General features: G+C 45.4%; 21 protein-coding genes. 8 read left to right on the top strand and 13 right to left on the bottom strand.

What is annotated here, in order from left to right:
• The first annotated feature begins 57 nt into the window (after nt 1-57).
• The 4 genes from FD968_RS02750 (at nt 58) to lysS (ending at nt 5,485) form a co-directional block, all read left to right on the top strand.
• The gene (locus FD968_RS02750; protein WP_251367615.1) at nt 58-1,017 is read left to right on the top strand and encodes a hypothetical protein; all 960 of its coding nucleotides are present in this window, start codon (nt 58-60) and stop codon (nt 1,015-1,017) included.
• Nucleotides 1,014-2,777 carry a single-stranded-DNA-specific exonuclease RecJ gene (gene recJ, locus FD968_RS02745; protein ID WP_215367259.1) on the top strand — a complete coding sequence of 588 codons (1,764 nt, stop codon included), beginning with the start codon at nt 1,014-1,016 and terminating at the stop codon, nt 2,775-2,777. Before FD968_RS02750 ends, recJ begins: the two co-directional genes overlap by 4 nt.
• Before the next feature lie 34 nt (nt 2,778-2,811).
• Nucleotides 2,812-3,916, top strand: a protein-coding gene (gene prfB, locus FD968_RS02740) for a peptide chain release factor 2 (protein WP_215367258.1) whose coding sequence is annotated in 2 segments (ribosomal slippage) — nt 2,812-2,892 and nt 2,894-3,916 — 1,104 coding nt in all. Because the reading frame shifts where the segments join, the coding sequence is not laid out codon by codon here.
• A 12-nt stretch (nt 3,917-3,928) separates the two neighbouring features.
• Complete coding sequence (gene lysS, locus FD968_RS02735; protein ID WP_215367257.1) at nt 3,929-5,485, top strand: lysine--tRNA ligase; 1,557 nt, start codon at nt 3,929-3,931, stop codon at nt 5,483-5,485.
• A 73-nt stretch (nt 5,486-5,558) separates the two neighbouring features.
• Here lysS and FD968_RS02730 read toward each other — a convergent pair whose 3' ends face one another.
• Both FD968_RS02730 and FD968_RS02725 read right to left on the bottom strand, forming a co-directional pair.
• Nucleotides 5,559-5,879 (bottom strand): hypothetical protein, encoded by a 321-nt coding sequence (locus FD968_RS02730; RefSeq protein ID WP_215367256.1) that lies wholly within the window; start codon nt 5,877-5,879, stop codon nt 5,559-5,561.
• 116 nt (nt 5,880-5,995) lie between these two features.
• Nucleotides 5,996-6,475, bottom strand: coding sequence for a disulfide bond formation protein B (locus tag FD968_RS02725; protein WP_215367255.1), 480 nt, complete (start codon nt 6,473-6,475; stop codon nt 5,996-5,998).
• A 172-nt stretch (nt 6,476-6,647) separates the two neighbouring features.
• On the opposite strand from FD968_RS02725, the gene FD968_RS02720 reads away from it, so the two are divergent.
• Together FD968_RS02720 and FD968_RS02715 are read left to right on the top strand one after the other, a co-directional pair.
• On the top strand, nt 6,648-7,424 hold the full coding sequence (locus FD968_RS02720) for a ferredoxin--NADP reductase (RefSeq protein ID WP_215367254.1): 777 nt from the start codon (nt 6,648-6,650) through the stop codon (nt 7,422-7,424).
• 112 nt (nt 7,425-7,536) lie between these two features.
• The gene (locus FD968_RS02715) at nt 7,537-7,701 is read left to right on the top strand and encodes a hypothetical protein (protein WP_215368155.1); all 165 of its coding nucleotides are present in this window, start codon (nt 7,537-7,539) and stop codon (nt 7,699-7,701) included.
• A 14-nt stretch (nt 7,702-7,715) separates the two neighbouring features.
• On the opposite strand, the gene FD968_RS02710 is transcribed toward FD968_RS02715, so the two are convergent.
• From FD968_RS02710 to FD968_RS02675, 8 genes are all read right to left on the bottom strand, one after another.
• Complete coding sequence (locus tag FD968_RS02710; protein WP_251367614.1) at nt 7,716-8,252, bottom strand: c-type cytochrome; 537 nt, start codon at nt 8,250-8,252, stop codon at nt 7,716-7,718.
• Nucleotides 8,242-9,501, bottom strand: coding sequence for a sulfite dehydrogenase (gene soxC, locus FD968_RS02705; protein WP_215367253.1), 1,260 nt, complete (start codon nt 9,499-9,501; stop codon nt 8,242-8,244). The genes FD968_RS02710 and soxC overlap by 11 nt, the downstream gene beginning before the upstream one ends.
• 86 nt (nt 9,502-9,587) lie before the next feature.
• Nucleotides 9,588-10,580: a YeiH family protein gene (locus FD968_RS02700; RefSeq protein WP_215367252.1), complete on the bottom strand. Its 993-nt coding sequence runs from the start codon at nt 10,578-10,580 to the stop codon at nt 9,588-9,590.
• 6 nt (nt 10,581-10,586) lie between these two features.
• Nucleotides 10,587-11,306 (bottom strand): GntR family transcriptional regulator, encoded by a 720-nt coding sequence (locus tag FD968_RS02695; protein ID WP_215367251.1) that lies wholly within the window; start codon nt 11,304-11,306, stop codon nt 10,587-10,589.
• Nucleotides 11,307-11,316: 10 nt separating this feature from the next.
• Nucleotides 11,317-12,489: a UxaA family hydrolase gene (locus tag FD968_RS02690; protein WP_305848944.1), complete on the bottom strand. Its 1,173-nt coding sequence runs from the start codon at nt 12,487-12,489 to the stop codon at nt 11,317-11,319.
• 39 nt (nt 12,490-12,528) lie between these two features.
• The gene (locus tag FD968_RS02685) at nt 12,529-12,810 is read right to left on the bottom strand and encodes a flagellar biosynthesis protein FlgA (protein WP_215367250.1); all 282 of its coding nucleotides are present in this window, start codon (nt 12,808-12,810) and stop codon (nt 12,529-12,531) included.
• A 30-nt stretch (nt 12,811-12,840) separates the two neighbouring features.
• The gene (locus FD968_RS02680; protein ID WP_251367612.1) at nt 12,841-13,851 is read right to left on the bottom strand and encodes an Ldh family oxidoreductase; all 1,011 of its coding nucleotides are present in this window, start codon (nt 13,849-13,851) and stop codon (nt 12,841-12,843) included.
• 1 nt (nt 13,852) lies between these two features.
• On the bottom strand, nt 13,853-14,782 hold the full coding sequence (locus FD968_RS02675; protein WP_215367249.1) for a hydroxyacid dehydrogenase: 930 nt from the start codon (nt 14,780-14,782) through the stop codon (nt 13,853-13,855).
• Nucleotides 14,783-14,984: 202 nt separating this feature from the next.
• On the opposite strand from FD968_RS02675, the gene FD968_RS02670 reads away from it, so the two are divergent.
• Together FD968_RS02670 and FD968_RS02665 are read left to right on the top strand one after the other, a co-directional pair.
• Complete coding sequence (locus tag FD968_RS02670) at nt 14,985-15,971, top strand: tripartite tricarboxylate transporter substrate binding protein (RefSeq protein ID WP_215367248.1); 987 nt, start codon at nt 14,985-14,987, stop codon at nt 15,969-15,971.
• Nucleotides 15,972-16,045: 74 nt separating this feature from the next.
• On the top strand, nt 16,046-17,683 hold the full coding sequence (locus tag FD968_RS02665) for a thiamine pyrophosphate-binding protein (RefSeq protein ID WP_215367247.1): 1,638 nt from the start codon (nt 16,046-16,048) through the stop codon (nt 17,681-17,683).
• 41 nt (nt 17,684-17,724) lie between these two features.
• Here the strand turns inward: FD968_RS02665 and FD968_RS02660 are convergent, their stop codons facing one another.
• The 3 genes from FD968_RS02660 to FD968_RS02650 are packed head-to-tail and all read right to left on the bottom strand — an operon-like array spanning nt 17,725 to nt 20,809.
• A complete protein-coding gene (locus FD968_RS02660; RefSeq protein WP_215367246.1) occupies nt 17,725-18,444 on the bottom strand; it encodes a sulfite exporter TauE/SafE family protein in 720 nt (239 codons plus the stop codon).
• A 35-nt stretch (nt 18,445-18,479) separates the two neighbouring features.
• Nucleotides 18,480-20,201, bottom strand: coding sequence for an L-aspartate oxidase (locus FD968_RS02655; protein WP_215367245.1), 1,722 nt, complete (start codon nt 20,199-20,201; stop codon nt 18,480-18,482).
• The gene (locus tag FD968_RS02650) at nt 20,198-20,809 is read right to left on the bottom strand and encodes a fumarate hydratase C-terminal domain-containing protein (RefSeq protein WP_215367244.1); all 612 of its coding nucleotides are present in this window, start codon (nt 20,807-20,809) and stop codon (nt 20,198-20,200) included. Before FD968_RS02650 ends, FD968_RS02655 begins: the two co-directional genes overlap by 4 nt.
• Nucleotides 20,810-20,815: the final 6 nt, after the last annotated feature.

Below are 20,815 nucleotides of genomic sequence, written 5' to 3'. Positions count from 1 at the left end.
TAGACAATTGCCAGGGCAAACTGATGGAATAGTTAAATGCCACCTAAAATCAGGGAAATGACTGCAAATATGAACTCCCTCCAAAGCACCCCACGGCGCTTTACCCTGATGCTATCGGGAGAGGATGCCTTGGATACTCATGCGATTGGAAGCCAGCCGCTAAAAGGACTTCCCCACGAGTGCTTCTTACTGGGAGATTTGACTCCAATCGCACCAGTTCTTCTCCTCGGCCAGTCAACTCTGCAAGTAAATCCAAGCCAAGAAATTGTTTGCCTACAGCCCGTTCATCTGCACGCTACGCGTGACCATCTCATTTTGATGGGTCAGAATCAGATTGATCTGACCGAAGCTGAATCTTCAGAACTTCTGAAAACTGCCCTTCCCTTGATTGAAGAAGATTTTCAGAATTCCATTTTATTTCATGATAAACATTACTGGTTTATCCCAGCAGGCTCATTCGCAAGTTTGGCAAGCTATAGCGTTGATCAAGCGCATGGTCGCAATATTGATTGGTGGATGCCCCGTGATACCCATGCAGAAGGTATTGCAAAACATTGGCGCAAGTTACAAAATGAAATTCAGATGCTCTGGCATATCGACCCAGTCAATGAAGCACGAGAGCAACGCGGCCTCCCCACTATCAACTCTCTATGGATTAGTGGTATTGGCAAACTTAATGATGTTCATGTACCTCAAGTAATCAGGGGATCACAACAGATCTATGGTGAACACCCTTTGCTGGCCGGTATTGCGAAGTACTTAGGTATTTCGCATAACTCAAGCATTCAAACGGAAAGCCTAGCAGGCGCTTTTGCATGGCTAGATCGCCCAGAGACAATATGGCATGAGCTAAGTCATGCCCTTACCCATCAAAAGATTGATCAATTGCTCCTCATTGATTTTCCGAATGGAAAAGTGCGTGAGCGCATCTTGACTGCGAAAGATCTGCATAAAAAGTCTTGGGCCTTTTGGAAAAAAGTCGAACCGCTTACCTGGAAAGAAATCATTTCTTCATGAGTCTTTTTTCCCAACGTCCTTTTTCTGAGCGAACTGCCACTTGGTTACAACAAAGTGGCTTACATCCCTTGCTCGCGCGTCTATATGCTGCGCGCGGTTTGGAATCTCCAGATGAACTCTCGTTGGAACTCAAAAATCTACTTTCACCCACTGAACTGAAAAATTGCATCACTACTGCAAGTTTGCTCGCAGACATTCTTGAGAGAAAAGAGCCCATGCTCATCGTTGCAGACTATGACTGTGACGGTGCCACAGCTTGTGCAGTAGGGTTGCGGGGCTTAAAAATGCTAGGTGGAGTAGACACCCCCATTCAGTTTCTGGTACCTAATCGCTTTACGATGGGCTACGGCTTAACCCCCGAAGTTGTTGAACTCGCAGCACAGCAAAATCCCAAACCTAAATACCTTATTACCGTTGATAACGGTATTGCGAGCGAAGCGGGCGTAGAACGCGCCCGTGAACTTGGCATGGAAGTGATTGTTACTGACCATCACCTTCCTGGCGATCGCTTACCAAAAGCTACTGCAATCGTTAATCCTAATCAGCCAGGCTGTAATTTCCCCAGTAAAGCGCTTGCTGGTGTAGGTGTGATGTTTTATGTATTAGTCGCACTACGTGCAGAGCTACGCAAGCGCGGAAAATTTACCAACGAGACTCAACCTAAAGTTGAGAATCTCTTAGATCTGGTTGCACTAGGTACTGTTGCGGATGTTGCGCAACTCGATCGCAATAACCGCGTATTAGTTTCCAATGGCATCAAACGTATTCGTGCAGGCATCTCCCAACCCGGTATACAAGCTTTGTTTCAGGCAGCGGCGCGTGACCCTCGTAAGGCAAATACTTTTGATCTAGGTTTTGCGATCGGCCCCAGACTCAATGCTGCTGGGCGTCTAGCGGATATGACCTTAGGGATCCGTTTATTGTTGACTGACAATACAGATGAAGCAATGAACTTGGCGCAGGAACTTGATCGCATCAACCGTGAACGTCGCGTGATTGAAACAGGGATGCAAGAAACGGCGCTTGCTCACCTCTCAGAATACCAACTTGCAGGAACAATGGCGCAACGAACCAGTATCTGCCTATGGAATCCAGAGTGGCATCAAGGTGTCGTGGGCATTGTGGCTTCACGCCTAAAAGAACGCTTTAACCGCCCTGCCATTGTCTTTGCTCCTGATGGCAATACTGGAGAAGAATTGCGTGGCTCTGGAAGATCGTTAACGGGCTTTCATTTAAGGGATGCACTCGATATGGTTTCTAAGCTCGAGCCCGGCCTCATTCTGAAATTTGGTGGTCATGCAATGGCAGCGGGCCTTACGATTCGTAAACATGATTTTGAGAAGTTTGATGCCTGCTTTCAGGAAGTGGCAAATACCTTATTGACTGATGAAATCCTCGAGCGGCGCCACCCCCATGATGGCGCCCTGCAGCCTTCAGAATTTACTCCCGAGATAGGCGACCTCCTCGCAGAAGAAATCTGGGGTCAAGGGTTTCCACAACCGGTTTTCTATGGGGACTTTGAGATTACTCAGCAAAGCCTCATGAAAGAGAAGCATTTACGCTTGATGGTACGCCCTCTAGGATCCGATGCCTCAAAAAATACATTAGCAGCCAAGCCGTTGACAGCCGTCTGGTTCAACCGCACCCAAAGCCTGCCTGCTAAAGCCACACTTGCTTACCGTCTAGTCACCGATCGCTATCAGGGCCAAGCTCGTGTACAGCTGATGATTGAGGCTCATGACGAGAACCCTAGGACCTGAGAGTCCGATGCAATAACCCCCTTATAATTAGGGGATGGAAGCTGAACAACTAAACACTATTTCAAATACCTTGTCCGATCTGCTCACTCGCGAGCAAGCTCTTCGGGGGTATCTTTGACTTCGAAGTAAAGTCACGTCGCCTTACTGAAGTTAATTCGATTCTGGAAGATCCCACTATTTGGGATGACCAAAAGAAAGCGCAAGCGCTGGGCAAAGAGAAAAAATTACTCGACGGCGTTGTTGCCACCCTCACCGATTTAAATACCAATATCACTGGTGCCATTGAATTATTCGATATGGCTAAAGAAGAAAGTGATTTTGAGACGATTGCTGCAATCGAGCAGGACGTTGAGGGTTATAGCAAGATCATTAATGATCTCGAATTTCGCCGTATGTTCCACAACGAGATGGATTCTTGCAATTGCTTTATCGATATTCAAGCGGGTGCCGGCGGTACTGAAGCTTGCGATTGGGCCAGCATGCTCTATCGCCAATATCTTAAGTATTGCGAACGCAAAGGTTACAAAACCGAAATTTTGGAAGAGTCTGATGGTGACGTTGCTGGCATTAAGAGCGCCACGATTAAGGTTGATGGCGAATACGCCTACGGACATCTTCGCTCGGAGACTGGCGTACATCGTTTAGTGCGCAAGTCTCCGTTTGACTCTTCTAATGGACGCCACACCTCATTTGCATCGATCTATGTTTATCCGGAGATTGATGATTCGATCGAGATTGAAGTCAATCCTGCCGATATTCGCACTGATACCTATCGCGCCTCTGGTGCGGGTGGTCAGCACATTAATAAAACTGACTCTGCTGTCCGTCTGACCCATATTCCAACTGGGATTGTGGTGCAGTGCCAGAACGACCGCAGTCAACACCGTAACCGCGCTGAAGCTATGAGTATGCTCAAGTCACGCTTATATGAGCACGAGATGCAAAAGCGTCGTGCCGAACAAGATAAGTTAGAGGCTAGCAAGACCGATGTAGGCTGGGGTCATCAGATCCGCTCCTATGTTTTAGATCAAAGCCGCATTAAAGATTTACGTACTAACGTTGAGATCTCTAATACTCAAAAAGTATTAGATGGGGATCTTGATGCCTTTATTGAAGCTAGCCTGAAGCAAGGCGTTTAATTACTGACGAATATGAACGATAAAACCAACTCAGCAAATACATCAGCACCAGCCACCGAAGCTGTTGATGAGAACCATATCATTGCGGAGCGTCGTGAAAAGCTCGCCAAGTTACGTGCGAATGGGATCGCCTTCCCAAATGACTTTGTTCCAACGCACTTAGCTGCTGACTTACATGCTCACTATGACAGCCTGACGAAAGAAGAGTTAGCTGCCAAGAAAATTCATGTGAAAGTTGCTGGCCGCATGATTCTTAAGCGCGTCATGGGTAAGGCGAGTTTTGCCACCATCCAAGATCGCACTGGGCAAATCCAGTTCTACATCAATGATGAGCTGACTGGTGCGGATACCCATGGCGCCTTTAAGCACTGGGATATGGGTGACTTTATCTCCGCAGAAGGCAATCTCTTTAAGACCAATAAGGGTGAACTCTCGGTCGAGTGCAGTAACTTGCGCTTATTGAGCAAGTCTTTGCGCCCATTGCCAGATAAATTTCATGGTCTCTCAGATCTGGAGACTAAATATCGTCAGCGCTATGTCGATTTAATCGTCAACCCAGAAAGTCGCAATACATTTAAAGCCCGTAGCAATGCGATTGCATCACTCCGTCGCCATATGCTTGATGCTGACTTCATGGAAGTCGAAACACCGATGCTCCACCCTATTCCTGGTGGCGCAGCGGCTAAGCCATTTATCACCCACCACAATGCACTTGATATGCAGATGTTTTTGCGTATCGCTCCTGAGCTTTATCTCAAGCGCTTAGTCGTTGGTGGATTTGAGCGCGTCTTTGAAATCAACCGCAACTTCCGTAACGAAGGTGTCAGCCCGCGTCACAATCCTGAATTTACGATGATGGAGTTCTATGCAGCCTATACCGATTACCGTTGGTTAATGGACTTCACAGAAGGCCTGATTCGTGCGGCAGCGATTGATGCGCAAGGTACAGCAGTATTGACACACCAAGGTCGCGAGCTCGATTTAAGCAAGCCATTCCAACGCTTAACGATTAATGAAGCCATCCTCAAGTATTGCAGTCAGTCTGGCAAGGGCTACGAAGCTACACAACTGGATGATGCCAACTTCATTCGTACTGAATTGAAAAAAGGTGGCGAAAATCCAGATTCCCCAACGCTGAAGAACGCAGGCATAGGCGCTTTGCAATTAGCCTTATTTGAGTTGGTAGCTGAAGAACATCTCTGGGAGCCTACCTACATCATCGATTACCCAATTGAAGTGAGTCCACTCGCTAGAGAGTCAGATACACGCCCAGGCATTACTGAGCGATTTGAGTTGTTTATTACTGGTCGTGAAATTGCCAATGGTTTCTCTGAGCTTAATGATGCAGAAGACCAAGCCAATCGCTTCCGCAAGCAAGTAGAGCAAAAAGAAGCTGGCGATGAAGAAGCCATGTACTTTGATCATGACTTCATTCGCGCTCTCGAATACGGCATGCCACCAACGGGTGGTTGCGGTATTGGTATCGACCGTTTGGTCATGCTCCTCACTGATGCACCAAACATTCGTGATGTGATTCTCTTTCCGCACTTACGTCGCGAAGAAGAATAAGGCGAAAATCATCCCTAAATCATTAGGAATAAAAAAGGCACCCTAGGGTGCCTTTTGTTTTCAAAAAGTATCCTCAGTAAGTAGAGAACTCATCAAATTGTGTGTCATGCTTTAGCACTTGTTGAGCAATCAACAAAACGCCTGCAATGAAACTAAAACATACCAGCAGAGCAAATGCATGATATTCATTTAACCCACTTTGATTCAGGATCTCAAGATAAGTCTCAGCCTGCAATGCAAGATGAGTAGACAAGGCAATGAGTGCAATACCAATAATGACTTGTGCAGCAGTAAATAATGACGAGCTCACTTGCTTGCGGGAGCCTACTTCCTGATTTAAATGAATCAGTGGTGATTTACCGATAGTTTGTGAGTTGCCCTGAAAATGTGTCATATAAGACCCTTAATCCTGATGAACTTCGATCTTACGGATGCTCCTTATATAAGTAAAAGAATTACTTTTCATACCTTAAGTACTTTTAGGTATATAGATAACCTGGGCAGCCAAAATTAGGGCTTTTTCTTGAATAGAGTGGCTAATAAGATCAAGAAAAGTACTGAAAACCAAAATAAGGACCATTCCGGCACTTGAAGGCCCAAAATAGCGGGCAGTTGCGCAGAACAAAGCCCATCAGCCTTAAACAACCAAGAGACGCTTTGGGAAAGTTGAAATTGATTAATCCAAACCTCCAAAGGATCAATCCCACAAGAGGTTTCGGGGTGAGATAAAAGCCAAACTTGGCGCCCTGCTACTGAAACACCATATGTCGCCGATAACAGCGCTAGAACATGGAAGAATCTCCGCAATGGAGCAATGCCCACAGCCAAAAAGCAAAAAATGGTGACTCCCAAATAACCGACCCTTTGCAAAATACATAAGGGACATGGCAAAAAACTGACCCCTCGATAGCCGGTCTGTTGCAAAAGGACTGCAAAAATAACCAGTCCAAGACTAAATAGAGAGAGATATAAATAGCGTGCTGAACTCATAAAAATGATCATAGCCTGTTATCCGATCTCATATAAGCCAATCCTTATTACCAAAAATTTGATGCATATCACAACTTAGTCCTGTTTATCAGCAAATTACCGCAGATTTAGACCGTCGAGAATGGGATAATTAATCATTCTTTAAAACTTTGCCTTTTATTTACAAGCATTTATGGCCGCATACAATACTGAAACCGTTCTCACTGTTCACCACTGGAACGACACACTCTTTAGCTTCACTACTACCCGCAATAAAGGACTACGTTTTCGTAGCGGTCACTTCTTAATGATTGGCCTTGAAGTCGAAGGCAAGCCACTAGTACGCGCATACAGCGTTGCAAGCCCCAATTACGAAGAACATTTGGAATTCTTGAGCATTAAGGTTCAAGATGGTCCGCTGACATCACGTTTACAAAAGATTCAAGTTGGCGATCCTATTTTGGTTAGCGAAAAGTCTGTTGGCACATTAGTATTGGATGACTTAAATCCAGGCAAGCACCTCTATCTATTTAGCACCGGCACTGGTTTAGCTCCATTCATGAGTATTATTCGTGACCCGGAGACTTATGAAAAGTTTGAGAAAGTTGTTTTGATTCACGGGGTGCGCTTAGTGAGTGAGCTCGCTTACGGTGACTACATCAAAAATGAACTCACTCAAGATGAATACCTTGGTGAATTGATTCGTGAAAAACTCATTTACTACCCAACAGTGACTCGCGAAGCATTTAAGCACACCGGTCGCCTCACAACCGCTATTGAATCCGGTCAACTCTTTAAAGATATTGGTTTGCCGCCACTTGATCCAGCCGTTGATCGCGCCATGATTTGCGGTAGCCCATCCATGCTCAAAGAGACCGCAGAGATGTTGGATGCTAAGGGCTTCAAAGTATCTCCGAGCCTTGGCCAATTGGGTGACTACGTCTTTGAACGTGCATTTGTAGAGAAATAATCACACTCTCTGTATATACCCAAAAGTAATTTAGATATCTCTATATATTTCTTGTAGGTATATAGATGTCTTGGTAAATTCTTCTTAACAGGATATTTATCAAGGAACTTGAATGTCACCCGTACGTGAGCACTACAACCCTATTATTACCAGTCTCTTGAGAGAGCATGACCGCCTACCGCATGACCAAGTGGAAGAGCGCAAGAGTTTTCAAAGACGCATTCTCTTTTTGATGACCACCATCAAAATGGAAGAGTTCTCAGACTCTTTTGCTTAAACCATCCTCGATGTTCAACGCTCCACTGAAATAAACCCATCTCTATTTGGCATTTTTACTAAAGGTAGAGTCCTGGCATCCATCACCGCATCTTTTGCAATAATCTTATTGAGATAAAGAATATAAGCGGTGGCTGCATAAACCTGGTCATCAGTTAAAGATTGCGGTGCTTGATGTGGCATTGCTCTTTTGACATAGTCAAAAATAGTAGTTGAGTAAGGCCAAAAACTTCCCACGGTCTTTACGGGCTTATCCGTATTTAAAGCGCCGCCACCCACAAGACGATTAGCGGGTCCGCCTTGTCCTTGATCCCCATGGCAGGATGCACACTGTTGCTGATATAGCTTTTCTCCAGCAATAGCAGTGCCCGAACCAGGAGGAAGACCTGCCCCACTTGGACCAACATCAATATTCCACGCTCGAATTTGATTTTCAGAAATAGGCTTGCCAAGGCCTACTGGTCCTTGCATTTGATAACCCGATGTACAGCCAAGCATCATGCCAATGGTGACTACGACAAAGCATACGATGGAGGATCTATTAGCGACCATTAGTAACCTCCCCATTAGCGGCTACACGCCATGGTTGTATGGCGTTATTGTGATAAAAAGTATTTGCGCTCTTAGCCTTGATTACAGCATCCATCGTAGGTTGCATTTCACCACTTGAATCAACTGCCCTGCTCATTAAAGTTGCTGGCGCTCCATCCCATACCCAAGGAAAGCGAAACCGTACCAAAGATTTATCCATCACCGGCTCCTGAAGTACCGCCTCCCCCCAGGATTTGCCACCATCTGTTGAAACCTCAACACGTCGAATCTTGCCATTACCAGACCAAGCAAAACCCGAGATTTCACAAAAACCTTTGGATTTAAGCTTCATCAATCCTGAGGGTTGGGTAATGACAGACTTCACTTCCATGGCGAAAGTAAATTGCAATGCCTTACCATCAGATCGAAGGTCGGTATATGCAGAAGTCTCTTCACGGGTTTGCCAAGGCTCAGTGCCCAACTTGATTCTTCGAAGCCACTTAATACTCATATTGCCTTCATAGCCCGGCAAAAATAATCGCAAAGGATAGCCCTGTTCAGCACGCAACATCTCACCATTTTGAGCGTAGACCAATAAGGCATCATCCATCATCTTATTCATTGGAATGCTTCGAGTCATCGCGGCACCATCAGCTCCCTCCGCTAAAGCCCACTTGGCTCCAGGCTGGACGCCGCATTCTTGCAAAATAGTCGACAAGCGAACGCCGGTCCACTCGCAACAAGAGACTAATCCATGAATTTGCTGCACTGTTTGATTGCTCGCCTTTTTAAGCTCAGCGGCACTATTGCCAGAGCATTCTAGAAAATAAATTCTAGACTCGGATGGAAAGCGCGCAATTTCATCCATCGTAAAGATCATTGGGCGATCGACCATTCCATGAATTACCAATTTATGTAGATCTGGATTGATGTCAGGAACGCCAGCATGATGACGCTCAAAAACTAAGCCGTTTGGAGTAATAATTCCATGCAAACTTTGCAGAGGAGTTCTTGAGCCCGTTAGGAAGGTTGGTGCCGGCGAAGGAAGCAATCGCACCACATTCTTTTCATATTTCGATGGCAAACCATAAGGGGGATTTACAAAAGTTGATCCCTGGGTTTTAGTCCAAGGATCAATCTCTAAAAAACCACCCCCTTGGTTTTGAGCGGAGGCAGAAGAGGCACCCATTACGCCGCCAACGCCAGCGCCAGCAACAATCGATGATTTTAAGAATTGACGGCGATTAGAAAATACATCTTTCTTAGACATAAATACTTTGCCTCCATTTTGCTAACTAATTAGCGTATATTTTTTCTAGCATACAGCCAATACAAAAAGAATTGCTATTTTTAACTCTAGGATGCGTACAAAATAAATACAAGTCCAAAAATAGCAATAAATAGGGTTTCAACTACCAACATGAGTACTGGCTGCCAACCTAGTTTGGCCAATTCCTGAAAATTGGTTTTTAATCCCGCTGCTGCAATAGCAATTACCAACATCCAACGTGATAAACCACCAATTTGATGGGTAATCGAAGTTGGCAAAATCTGCATCGATGCCACAATAGATAGGGCGACAAAGCCCAATAAGAATGTGGGAATCAATCGTAAGCTACTCCACCCTAAAGTACTGGTAGTTTTTTGTGCGCCAAAGAAAATCGAGATGACTAAAACTACTGGTAGCAAAAGAGCCACTCTAAATAGCTTCACTACAGTAGCAACATCTCCCGCCTCGGGGCCAAAAAGCATTCCCGCAGCCACCACTTGTGCCACATCATGAATAGTTGCGCCGATAAAAATTCCAGCTGAAAGAGCGCCAATATCGAGCATCTGCAATGCAAAAGGATAGGTCACCATTGCAATCGTTGACAGCACAGTAACGCCAACAACCACCAATAAAGTAAATTGCTCGTTTTCTTTCGACTTGGGTAATACGGAGGCAACGGCAAGCGCAGCAGATGCACCACATATTCCAACTGATCCGCCTGCTATCAATCCAAAGTCTGGCGATAACTTTAAAAACTTTGCCAGAACAAACCCTAAGCAAACAGTTAATGCAACAGCAACAATCACCATAAATCCAGTATTCAGACCAATCGCACTAATATCTGCGAAGGTGATTCGAATACCCAAAAATGCAACCCCTAAACGCAGAATAGTTTTTGCGCAAAAATCTATCCCTGGTTTTACAGCCTCGTTTAGATAAAGAAAGTGGAGCGATAGGCCCAATAACAGCGCATATAACAGTTGGGGTCCACCATAATTTTCTGAAAGAAAACTAGTGGACATGGCGATTACCAAACAGACCAATAGCCCCGGTAAATTGCGCTTAGTAGTGCCGTACATATAACGCTAAACTACCAACTCACTAAAGTATTCGTGTTGATTGGTATTGAGTGTAGAGACTCGCCACTCCAAGGGCTCATCCTGAATGCCCAGCGCAACCCTTCTGATAATCAAAACTGGTGAATCGGGCTTTACGCCCAGCCACTCCGAAAATTGCTTACCAGCAAGGCCTGCACGTAAGCGCTCGCTACTTCGAACCACGGTCTGTCCATATTTCATTTGGTACAACTGGTAAATGCTGCCCTCGCGATTAATGTAATCAGCTCGGTTCAGTTTTTGAAAACGCTTTTTATCAAGCGTGATCTGATCAATCATGACGCATTTATCATCTAGATAAAGGCAGTTGACGAGGCGCCATACTGCGGCACCTTCTTTAATCTCGAGCTTACTAGCCTCTTCCTTGTTTGCAACGGCACTGGTCAACGAAACCAGCTCAACCCTTGGGTTAACTTTTTTGTCGGCATCATGTTTGACAACGTGGAAAAAGTAATAGAGCAAACGCTTGAGGTCATGCTCAGCAACATAGGTACCCCTGCCTTGGCGACGAACCACAATGCCTTCAGCAACCAACTCATCCACCGCTTTGCGCAGGGTTCCTATAGATACATCTAACTCTTTTGATAAATCCTTTTCGGCAGGCAATGCCTGCCCCATAGGATAACGACCCCTGACCAGATCTTCGGTGATCTTTTGCTTTACTTCTTGATAAGCAGTCAGGGATTTCATGCTTTAAGACTTACGCTGACTCGTATAAACGGGTTAATACGAATTCGCGGTGACCGAGAATTTCAGAGGCAGTCAATTCGCCATCAGCAGTGCGCAAGAGGCACTCTAATAACTTATCACCAGCCTGATCCATATTCTCTTCGCGACGCAAAAGACCTGACACATCAACGTCAATGTGCTCACCCATTGTACGAACTGTTTTTGGATTAGCGCAGATCTTGATCACCGGAAGAATCGCATTACCGATTACATTCCCTTGACCTGTTGGGAAGAAGTGAGCGGCAAATCCAGCAGCAGCACACAAAGTCACCATCTCAGCTGCAGCTGAAGAGGAGTCCATAAAGTGCAAACCTGGAATCTTTGGCTCTTCGCCCTTATCCAAGACGCTATCAACGATACATTTCTTACCGATTTTCTGAATATTACCTAAAGCTTTTTCTTCGATCGTGGTCAAACCACCAGCAATATTGCCTTTGGTTGGCTGCGAGTCAGATAAGTCACTGGTCTTATGACGCTCAATCACATCCTGATAGCGATCAAACATTTCGCGGAACTTTTTCTTCACCTCTGGAGTGCGGCAACGAGCTTCTACTAAATGCTCACCACCAGTTAACTCAGTAGTCTCACCAAATACCAAGGTAGAGCCAATTCCGTAGAGCTTGTCAAATGCATCACCAACCGTTGGGTTTGCACCGCAACCGGAGGTAGTGTCAGACTCACCACACTTCGTAGATACCCAAAGCTCGGACAACGGTGCTTTAACACGTTTCTGCTTTGACGCATGCTTCATCATTGCATATGCAGCTTTACTGGCTGAGGCAATCGTAGCAGTATCGCCATTGCCCTCAATCCAAAAACCTTCAACTAGTTTGCCTGAAGCTTTAATGCCATCAACCACAATTTTGGTCCACTGTGGCTCAATACCGATCACTACTACCGCAGCAACGTTTGGATTAGAACCAGTACCGATCAATGTACGGAAATGCAATTCCAAGTCAGCACCGAACTGCAAGCGTCCATAGGAGTGAGGAATAGCTTGGGTTCCCTTGATGTTGTTTGCCACTGCTTCACAAGCGGCATTCGACAAGTCATCCAAAGGCAAAATCAGCACGTGGTTACGAATACCCATGCGGCCGTTCTCACGGCGGTAACCCATAAAGGTCGCGTCTTTCAAATTAATCATTTTTTTCTTTCTCAATGAATGTGTGAATAAGGGCCTGGATTACCAGCGCTTAGTTTTTACGTTCTGAACGTGGAGATGCTCACCTTTTTTGATGGGAGCAACTACTTTGCCAATATCAACGCCATACTTCATGACCGTATCGCCTGGCTTAAATTCATTCAAAGAAATTTTGTGACCAATTGGAATATCACTCTCAGACTTCATATTGAGAGTTAAATCTCCATCCATCACCCAACCAATCAAATCATCTCCGGCTTTCACACCTTCAACTACTACTACGCCTACGCCATCTCCTGGCTCATGCACGACAAAATGGATCATTACCTTCTCCTCTTTAATCTTGTTTAACTACTAAACACCCCATGACTGGCGAATACCAGCCTGAATTTCTTCTATAACCACATCAGAAACGTTGACGCCCTCTTTAAAGCCTGATGCACGCTGTTTAAAACGTCTTTGTCCGGGAACTCGGGTTCCAGAGTCAGATGCCAAGGTTTTTAAGAACTCTTGCATCCTACTTGCAAACACTTGGCTACCCGCCAAACCTGGATCGATGGTTAGCAAAAGCTGTCCGATGCGAGGACGATTGCCCTTGGCATCAAAAAAAGAATCTGCTTCATAAGAGAATCGACTTCCCGATAGACCGACAACTAGCAACTCAATAATGAGAGCAAGCAAAGCCCCCTTATCGCCACCAAGCGGAACCATTAAGCCCTTGAGTCCTTCATTGGGATCAGTGGTTGGCTTGCCATCAGCAGTTAATGCCCAACCTTCTGGAATAGACTCTCCCTTTTTCGCCGCAACCAATAACTTACCCCTAGCCACAGCCGATAAGGACATATCAATCACCATCGGATCGTGATTTGCCACAGGAAACGCAGCAGCCAGAGGATTCGTACCAAAAAGGGCTTTGCTGCCACCAACCATCGGCATTGCTGCTGGTGTATTGCCAAACAATAAAGAGATATAACCGGCACGCGCTGCGGCTTCAGCAAAGTGCCCTGCAACTCCAAAGTGATGGCTGTTGGTAACTGCGACCAGTCCAACGCCCGTCTTAGATGCCAGATTCACAGATAAGTCAGTAGCAAATCGTAGCGCTGGAAAGGCAAGACCATCACAAGCGTCTACTAAAGCGGCAGAGGTTTTAAATGGGCGTACTTTAATTTTTGGTGATAACTCTATGCGGCCATTTTTAGCATGCCCCGCATATTGAGAAACACGCGCAAGTCCATGAGATGCCAAGCCATCCAGTTCAGCAAGCGCTAAAAATTGCGCAGTCTCATAAGCGGCTTTTTCTCCAATGCCTGCCGCCTGCAAACCTGATGAAGCTAACTTAACCATCTTTTGATAGGACAAATTCACCTTATGCTCCTAGAAACCGATTCACTTCATCGGCAATCATTTGACTAACGCGCTCATTACTTTCCTGAGTTACCCCTGCAACATGTGGGGTCAGGATCAGATTCTCAATCCCTGCAAAATGACTCAAATCTTTAGCCGGCTCACTCTCATATACATCAATAGCCGCACCGCCCAAACGTCCGGTCCGTAAGCGTTCTACTAGAGCCCTCTCATCAACGATGCCACCGCGAGCAGTATTAATCAGGCAAGCGCCAGACTTCATTTGATCAAGAGTGGAGGCATCAAATAGGTTCTTTGTTTCTGGCAGAAATGGGAGATGCAAGGAAACTGCATCACTATGTGCGAGCAAGTCGCTTAAAGGAAGTAACGGCACTGAAAACCCAGGAAGCTCAACAGAGCTGCCAGATAACATTGGGTCATAAGCAAGACACTGCAAACCAAATGCATTTGCCTTCTTAGCCACCACTCTTCCAATGCTTCCAAATCCAACGATACCTATCGTCTTTCCTAAAAACTCATGGTATGCAGAGAAGCGGGGGCGAGGCCATTCGCCCTTTAAGGTTGAGATAGTTGCCGGAATGAAGCCTCTTGTTAATGCAACCGCAGCGCCTACAACGTACTCAGCAACCGACTCAGCATTTGCACCGGTAGCAGGTATGACTTTGATATTACGCTTCGCGCAAGCTGGCAATTCAATATTCTCTAGGCCAACGCCTAGTCGACCAACTACTTTCAACTTGGGTGCGCCAACCAAAATGTCCTCATTGACCTGTGTGAGGTTACGAACAATCAGCGCCTCAATATTTTGCAATGCAGCAATCAAAGCTGGGCGGTCTTTATATAACTCAGGCTCATAAACGACTGCATGCTTAGAACGCAGGGTTTCTAGGGCTTGACTTGTAATGAACTCAGAGATCAAAATGGATGACATATCTAGATCATATAGATGATTTAGATATCCTGCAATACCCCCTGATTGTGCAATGCAATTACAAATTCAATTGCACAAAACAATCTCTGGAGGAGACACTAGCAGCACATAAGCTTATAACTATTAAATAGAGATCGCTTCTATTTTTGAGAGAAATCAAAGATAAGATACTAAGATTGAATTAACACCGGAGAACAAAAGAATGTTTAAGCAATTCATCGCAAGTCTCAGCACTAAAATTGCATTGGTTACTGGAGCCCTCATATTAATTAGCTCGCCAATTGCAAATGCTCAAAATTGGCCGACGAAGCCTATCAAACTCATCATTCCTTTTGCTGCAGGAGGTACCACTGATATTCTAGGGCGCCTACTAGCTCAGCAACTGACAAAAGATCTTGGTCAAAACGTGATTGTTGAAAATAAGCCTGGCGCTGGCGGCAATATCGCCGCTGAATTTGTCGCACAATCTGCAGCCGATGGATATACCATCATGCTGGCTTCTGGAAGCATGCTTACCGTCAATCCAAATCTCTATAAAAAACTGCCCGTAAATTACGCCAAGGATTTTGTTTACATTACCAATGTGGCAAGTGGGCCAATGCTTTTGTCTGTAAGCAATAAGATTCCAGTAAAGAACGTTGCTGAGTTCATTGCTTATGCAAAAACCAAAGACTTAAATTTTGGCTCAGCCGGTATTGGCAGCCAGGTACATATGGCTGAGGAAAACTTTACCTATACAGCTGGAATTCCAGCGACACACGTACCCTATAAAGGTGAATCCGCAGCACTAAATGACTTAGTAGCAGGTCAAATTGATTTCATGGTCGGCAACCTCACAGCAGCAGCAGGGTTTGCAAAGGCTGGCCAAATTAAGCCACTAGCAGTTACTAGTTTGAAGCGTTCCAAACAATTGCCGGATGTTCCAACAGTCGCCGAGTCAGGCATACCTGGATTTGAATCCACTGGCTGGTTTGGACTTGTTGCTCCAGCAAACACCCCTAAAGTTATCACCGATAAAATCTATGCCGCTACTGTTAAAGCTGTAAATTCAGAAGCACTTCGTGCTAGCCTAGATTTAAATGGCCTAACTGCAGTCGTCAATAATCAGAAAGAATTTGAAACCCAAGTAAAAGCAGAGTCGGTAGTTTGGGAAAAAGTGATTAAGGGCAGAAATATTAGCGCCCAATAAATAAAACGCCACTTTTAATAGGTGGCTTTTTATTTGCTGCAACATATTGAGGTAATCGGGATATTGTCAAATTAATGAATACAAAAAATAAAACTGGGGCGCATGCCCTTATAGAGGCATTCGAGATAGCAGGTATCAATAAAATTTTTACCTTATCAGGTAATCACATCATGCCTGTGTATGACACTATCTTTGATACAAAAATTGACCTCATCCACACCAGACATGAAGCAGCCGCAGTTCATATGGCTGACTCCTGGGCAAGATTAACGGGCGAGGTTGGGATTGCCCTTGTAACAGGCGGTCCTGGACATGCCAATGCTATTTCAGCGCTCTATACGGCATCCATGGCTGAGTCACCAGTGGTCCTTCTTTCAGGTCATGCTCCAATCGGACAACTCGGAAAAGGCGCCTTTCAGGAGATGGATCAAGCAGCTATCGCAGCGCCACTCACGAAAGCTTCATGGGTATGTCAAAAGACGGAAGATTTGGCATTGGATTTTGCAAAAGCAATTCGCATTGCTAAATCCGGCAGGCCCGGTCCTGTTCACCTCAGCCTTCCTACCGATGTGCTTGAGTCCGCTCTTCCCCTCAATACAACTATGCCCACCACCTCATCCTTTAGTGCGGAAGTATCTATAACTGATACCGCCGCCCTAGAAATACTAATGAGTGAGTTACATAAATCAAGCAAGCCGCTCATTTTGACTGGTCCTTTAATGCAGTCCAAACCAGGCAGAATGAAATTAAAGGAACTTGAAAAAGTGACTGGCATTCCTGTTGTTGGCATGGAAAGCCCCAGGGGTATTGGCGATCCAAGCTTGGGTGCTTTTGCTGAAGTATTAAGTCAAACGGATTGCATATTATTGCTTGGGAAAAAGACAGACTTCACCCTGAAGTTTGCACAAAGTCCCGGAATTCAGAAGAGCTGCAAGTTCCTCCAAATCGATCCTGATGCTAGTGAAATCGAGCGGGCTAAAAAAGTCATTGGGGAACGACTAGCGCAATCAATTCAAGCCGATGTTCCGAGTGCCATTGAAGCCATTATTAGATTAAATAATGCAAAAGCGATTCCAACTAGCCATTGGCAAAACGAAGTAGTAGATGCTATTGCATTTCGTCCTGAAGCCTGGAAGAAACTCCCACCAAAAACTGGAACGATGCACCCCGTACAAGCGCTTGCCCCACTGCAAGAAATTCTAGATAGCCATCCCGACTCCGTACTCATTAGTGATGGCGGTGAAATTGGCCAGTGGGCACAAGCCTGCCTACAGGCCCCTAATAGAGTTATCAATGGTGTGGCTGGATCGATTGGATCGGCGCTACCCTTTGCAACTGCAGCGAGAGTTGCAAAGCCTCACTCACCAATTGTTGCGGTGATGGGCGATGGTACATTCGGCTTTCATAGTGCAGAAATTGATACCGCCGTTCGCTACAAACTCCCATTTTTACTGGTAGTTGGTAATGATGCTCGCTGGAATGCTGAATACCAAATTCAAGTTCGTGAATATGGTCAAGACAGAACTATTGGTTGCGAGCTACTTCCATCCCATTATGAAAAAGTGTCCTCTGCATTTGGAGGACATGGAGAATTTGTGAATGACTCCACTGAAGTGCTACCAGCTGCTAAACGAGCTATGGAGAGTAAACTTCCTGCGTGCATGAACATCATGATTGATGGACTTGCGGCGCCAAACATCAAACGATCTTAATTTGGGCACAAAAATGCTTGCAGGCTAGGCAATCCGTCTATCTATGTGAGTTGACGTATTAGTAAAATGATTCCGGAAAAAATGAGGATTGAGCCATAAGCCACTCTCATGGCAGCATTACTTAATTTGGTATGTACATGGGTGCCAAACCAAATCCCCAGAAAGGTGGCCGGCATAAGACAAATTGCTAATCCAATCACCGGCCAACTCAAAATCAAACCAGTAACTAGCATTAAGGTGAGACGCAAAAGGGTCAGCGTAAATATTGCAAACGCCATCGTGGCGCGCAACATCTTAGGATCATTGATCCGTAAACCTAGATATGACACATAGATTGGCCCACCAGTGGCAAATAATGCCGTAAAGGTCCCACCAAAAAATCCAAATGGCGCAGCCCACCACTTACTAATGGGTTCACGTAATTCTGTATTTCTTTGCCAAAGGATGCGAGCTCCATTGATTGCCGCAAAGCAACCCAAAGTAATGAGTAGTGGCTCACTTGGAGCCATCACCAATAAATAGATTCCGAGAATCATGCCAATCAGGCTAAACGGGAACAGCCATTTCAGCTCCTTGAGATTAGCATCCTGAGAAGATTTTCTGCCGACATATAAAGAGGCGCAGATATCAATAATCACCATCATCGGGACTACCGATTTCAGCGGATACATTTGCACTAGCAAAGGCACTGCAACAATAGATGAACCAAAACCTGAGATACCAAAAATGAAATAGGCAAGAAATATAACCAGTGTTGCCAAAGCAAACTGGATAGGATCAATTAAATCAAAAATGATTACGCCTCTACCAAGATCGTTTGCCCTGGCTGTATCATCGTAAATTGCACGGGGCGATTTTCAATCTTTAGCTCTTGCTTAATAAAATTCACTGCTGTGTAATAGGAATCTTCAAGAGATCCTGGCTCCGGAAAGTCATCTCGATAGTGGGCGCCTCTGGAGTTCTCCCTGGCAATAGCCGCTTCAGTTACAGCCTGACTTACCAGAATGAGATTTTGTAAATTCATCCAATCTTGCCAAGTATTACTGTATTCACGCTGAATATTACCCACACCCATTTGATTTAACTGTGAAGCCAACTGCTTCAAGGTTTGACGTGCGCGCATTAAGCACTCTTTTGTTCTCGAAATGCCAACGTCATCCCACATACATTCGGCAAGGGCATCGCGGATTGCCTCAATATCACCAGCTGGTTTTTTCAAGGGCGCCTCGTGCGCCTCAATACTTTGTGCAACCTCATCCATATTGCACTCTTTGAACTGCTGTGAAGCAACCCAGTGAGCCATCACATCTCCTGCAATACCTCCAAAAACGGTTGAGTTAGCAACACCGTTACCACCTAAGCGATTGGCACCATGAACGCCACCCGTATCTTCACCAGCTGCAAAAAGACCCGGCAGATCGGTGCTGCAATCTTTCCTAAAAACAAGACCACCCATCATGTAGTGAGCGGTTGGCACTACCTCAACCAAATCATTCGCTAGATCAAAGCCGCTATCGGCACAACGTTCAACCATCCCTTTAAATTGCTTACGCACATTCTCTGGTCCCAAATGACTCATTTGAATGTAGACCCCACCATTCGGGGTTGCGCGTCCAGAACGAATCTCTGAATTAATAGATCGAGAAACAATATCTCTAGTAGCGCGCTCGTTACGTGGGTCATAGTTACCCATGAAGCGCTCTCGATTGCCATTGAGCAGATAACCACCAGCACCGCGTAATCCCTCTTCCAAGACGGTGCCTGTCATACGAGTCCCCGGACCAGCCAATAAACCAGTGGGGTGAAATTGCACCATTTCCATATCGCGCAATGTAAGCCCAGCTCGCAATGCCATTGCCAAGCCATCACAACTCTTATCTCCAGACGGTGTATGGTATTTGTACATAGTTGGGCCACCACCAGTTGCGAGCAGGACAGCTTTGGCGCGGACCAGAACAAATTCACCGGTCTGCATATTGAGCATCAATACCCCAGCAAGTGATTGGCCATCTTTGCTATGGATCAATTCAATAGCACGATACTCTTCTAGACGATTGATACCTCTGGCCCATACCTGTTCAGCCAGGCGATTGATAATTTCAATGCCGGTTAAGTCCCCTTTATGAACTGTTCGATCAAATGTTTGACCAGCAAATGCTTTTTGATGAACTGTGCCATCTGGATTGCGATCAAAAAAACAACCTAATTCATTTTCCAACTCATGAATACGTTCAACCGCTTTACTAACTAGCGTCCATGCTAAATCCTGGTCAGAGAGCCATTTACCACCTTCAATCGTATCCATGAAGTGGCGCTCAACAGAATCTCCTTCGGCCAAAGCCACGTTGTAACCGCCCTGCACCATACGCGTACAACCACACTTACCTAGCAAACCTTTGACAGCAATGGTGATATTTAAGTTGGGGTTTGCTTGATGGGCATGCAATGCAGCAAAAAGACCTGCGCCCCCTGAGCCCAGAATCAAGATATCAGTATCTATTGTTGGAATCGTATTCATGAGCTGATCCCAAGGCTTTTTAGTACTGCTGCTTTTTTGCTAGCGACATCACTCTTCACTTCTTGGTAGATACTGCCGCCATGACTATCCATTGCAACTAGTAATGGGCCAAAATCTTTAATCTTGAAACGCCATAAAGACTCTGGATTGAGATCATCCATATCCACATCCTCAATCTGCTCGATCCAAGTTGTTTCAAGCGCTGCAGTACCACCAATAATGGCTAAATAAACGCCACCCAATTCTTTGAAAGCCGCAGCTGAACCCTCGCGCATACCACCTTTGCCCACAATCATTCGTACACCATTCTGGGTCATTAAGGGGTGAGTGAAGCGCTCCATACGATCTGAGGTGGTTGTACCAATACAAATAGGTTCATATCCCGCAGGGAACTGGTTACTTACTGGCACTTTACGAACATTAGGTGCCGTATGAATCACTGCATGACCATTTAAATCAAAGCGCGTCTTACGGTCATGATCAAACATATGAATTTGAGTAGCATCACGAATGCCGAACAAAGTATTTTGCAAGGTCACGGTATCGTTAATTCGTAGCTTGCGGATATCCTCTTCGCTTACTGGTGTTGCAAGGTTGTAATGTGCCATCAGTCG

This window comes from Polynucleobacter sp. AP-Titi-500A-B4, assembly GCF_018688095.1.
Lineage (GTDB): Bacteria > Pseudomonadota > Gammaproteobacteria > Burkholderiales > Burkholderiaceae > Polynucleobacter.
Note: the sequence above shows the minus strand (reverse complement) of the source record. Positions and strands in the feature narration are given on the sequence as shown.

Coding starts and splice junctions, on each gene's coding strand:
- FD968_RS02700 (WP_215367252.1), bottom strand. CDS start 10,580: ATGTACGGCACTACTAAGCGCAATTTACCGGGGCTATTGGTCTGTTTG.
- FD968_RS02690 (WP_305848944.1), bottom strand. CDS start 12,489: ATGATTAATTTGAAAGACGCGACCTTTATGGGTTACCGCCGTGAGAAC.
- FD968_RS02695 (WP_215367251.1), bottom strand. CDS start 11,306: ATGAAATCCCTGACTGCTTATCAAGAAGTAAAGCAAAAGATCACCGAA.
- FD968_RS02720 (WP_215367254.1), top strand. CDS start 6,648: ATGGCCGCATACAATACTGAAACCGTTCTCACTGTTCACCACTGGAAC.
- FD968_RS02750 (WP_251367615.1), top strand. CDS start 58: ATGACTGCAAATATGAACTCCCTCCAAAGCACCCCACGGCGCTTTACC.
- FD968_RS02730 (WP_215367256.1), bottom strand. CDS start 5,879: ATGACACATTTTCAGGGCAACTCACAAACTATCGGTAAATCACCACTG.
- FD968_RS02650 (WP_215367244.1), bottom strand. CDS start 20,809: ATGGCACATTACAACCTTGCAACACCAGTAAGCGAAGAGGATATCCGC.
- FD968_RS02655 (WP_215367245.1), bottom strand. CDS start 20,201: ATGAATACGATTCCAACAATAGATACTGATATCTTGATTCTGGGCTCA.
- FD968_RS02675 (WP_215367249.1), bottom strand. CDS start 14,782: ATGTCATCCATTTTGATCTCTGAGTTCATTACAAGTCAAGCCCTAGAA.
- FD968_RS02715 (WP_215368155.1), top strand. CDS start 7,537: ATGTCACCCGTACGTGAGCACTACAACCCTATTATTACCAGTCTCTTG.
- recJ (WP_215367259.1), top strand. CDS start 1,014: ATGAGTCTTTTTTCCCAACGTCCTTTTTCTGAGCGAACTGCCACTTGG.
- soxC (WP_215367253.1), bottom strand. CDS start 9,501: ATGTCTAAGAAAGATGTATTTTCTAATCGCCGTCAATTCTTAAAATCA.
- FD968_RS02725 (WP_215367255.1), bottom strand. CDS start 6,475: ATGAGTTCAGCACGCTATTTATATCTCTCTCTATTTAGTCTTGGACTG.
- FD968_RS02685 (WP_215367250.1), bottom strand. CDS start 12,810: ATGATCCATTTTGTCGTGCATGAGCCAGGAGATGGCGTAGGCGTAGTA.
- FD968_RS02670 (WP_215367248.1), top strand. CDS start 14,985: ATGTTTAAGCAATTCATCGCAAGTCTCAGCACTAAAATTGCATTGGTT.
- lysS (WP_215367257.1), top strand. CDS start 3,929: ATGAACGATAAAACCAACTCAGCAAATACATCAGCACCAGCCACCGAA.
- FD968_RS02665 (WP_215367247.1), top strand. CDS start 16,046: ATGAATACAAAAAATAAAACTGGGGCGCATGCCCTTATAGAGGCATTC.
- FD968_RS02710 (WP_251367614.1), bottom strand. CDS start 8,252: ATGGTCGCTAATAGATCCTCCATCGTATGCTTTGTCGTAGTCACCATT.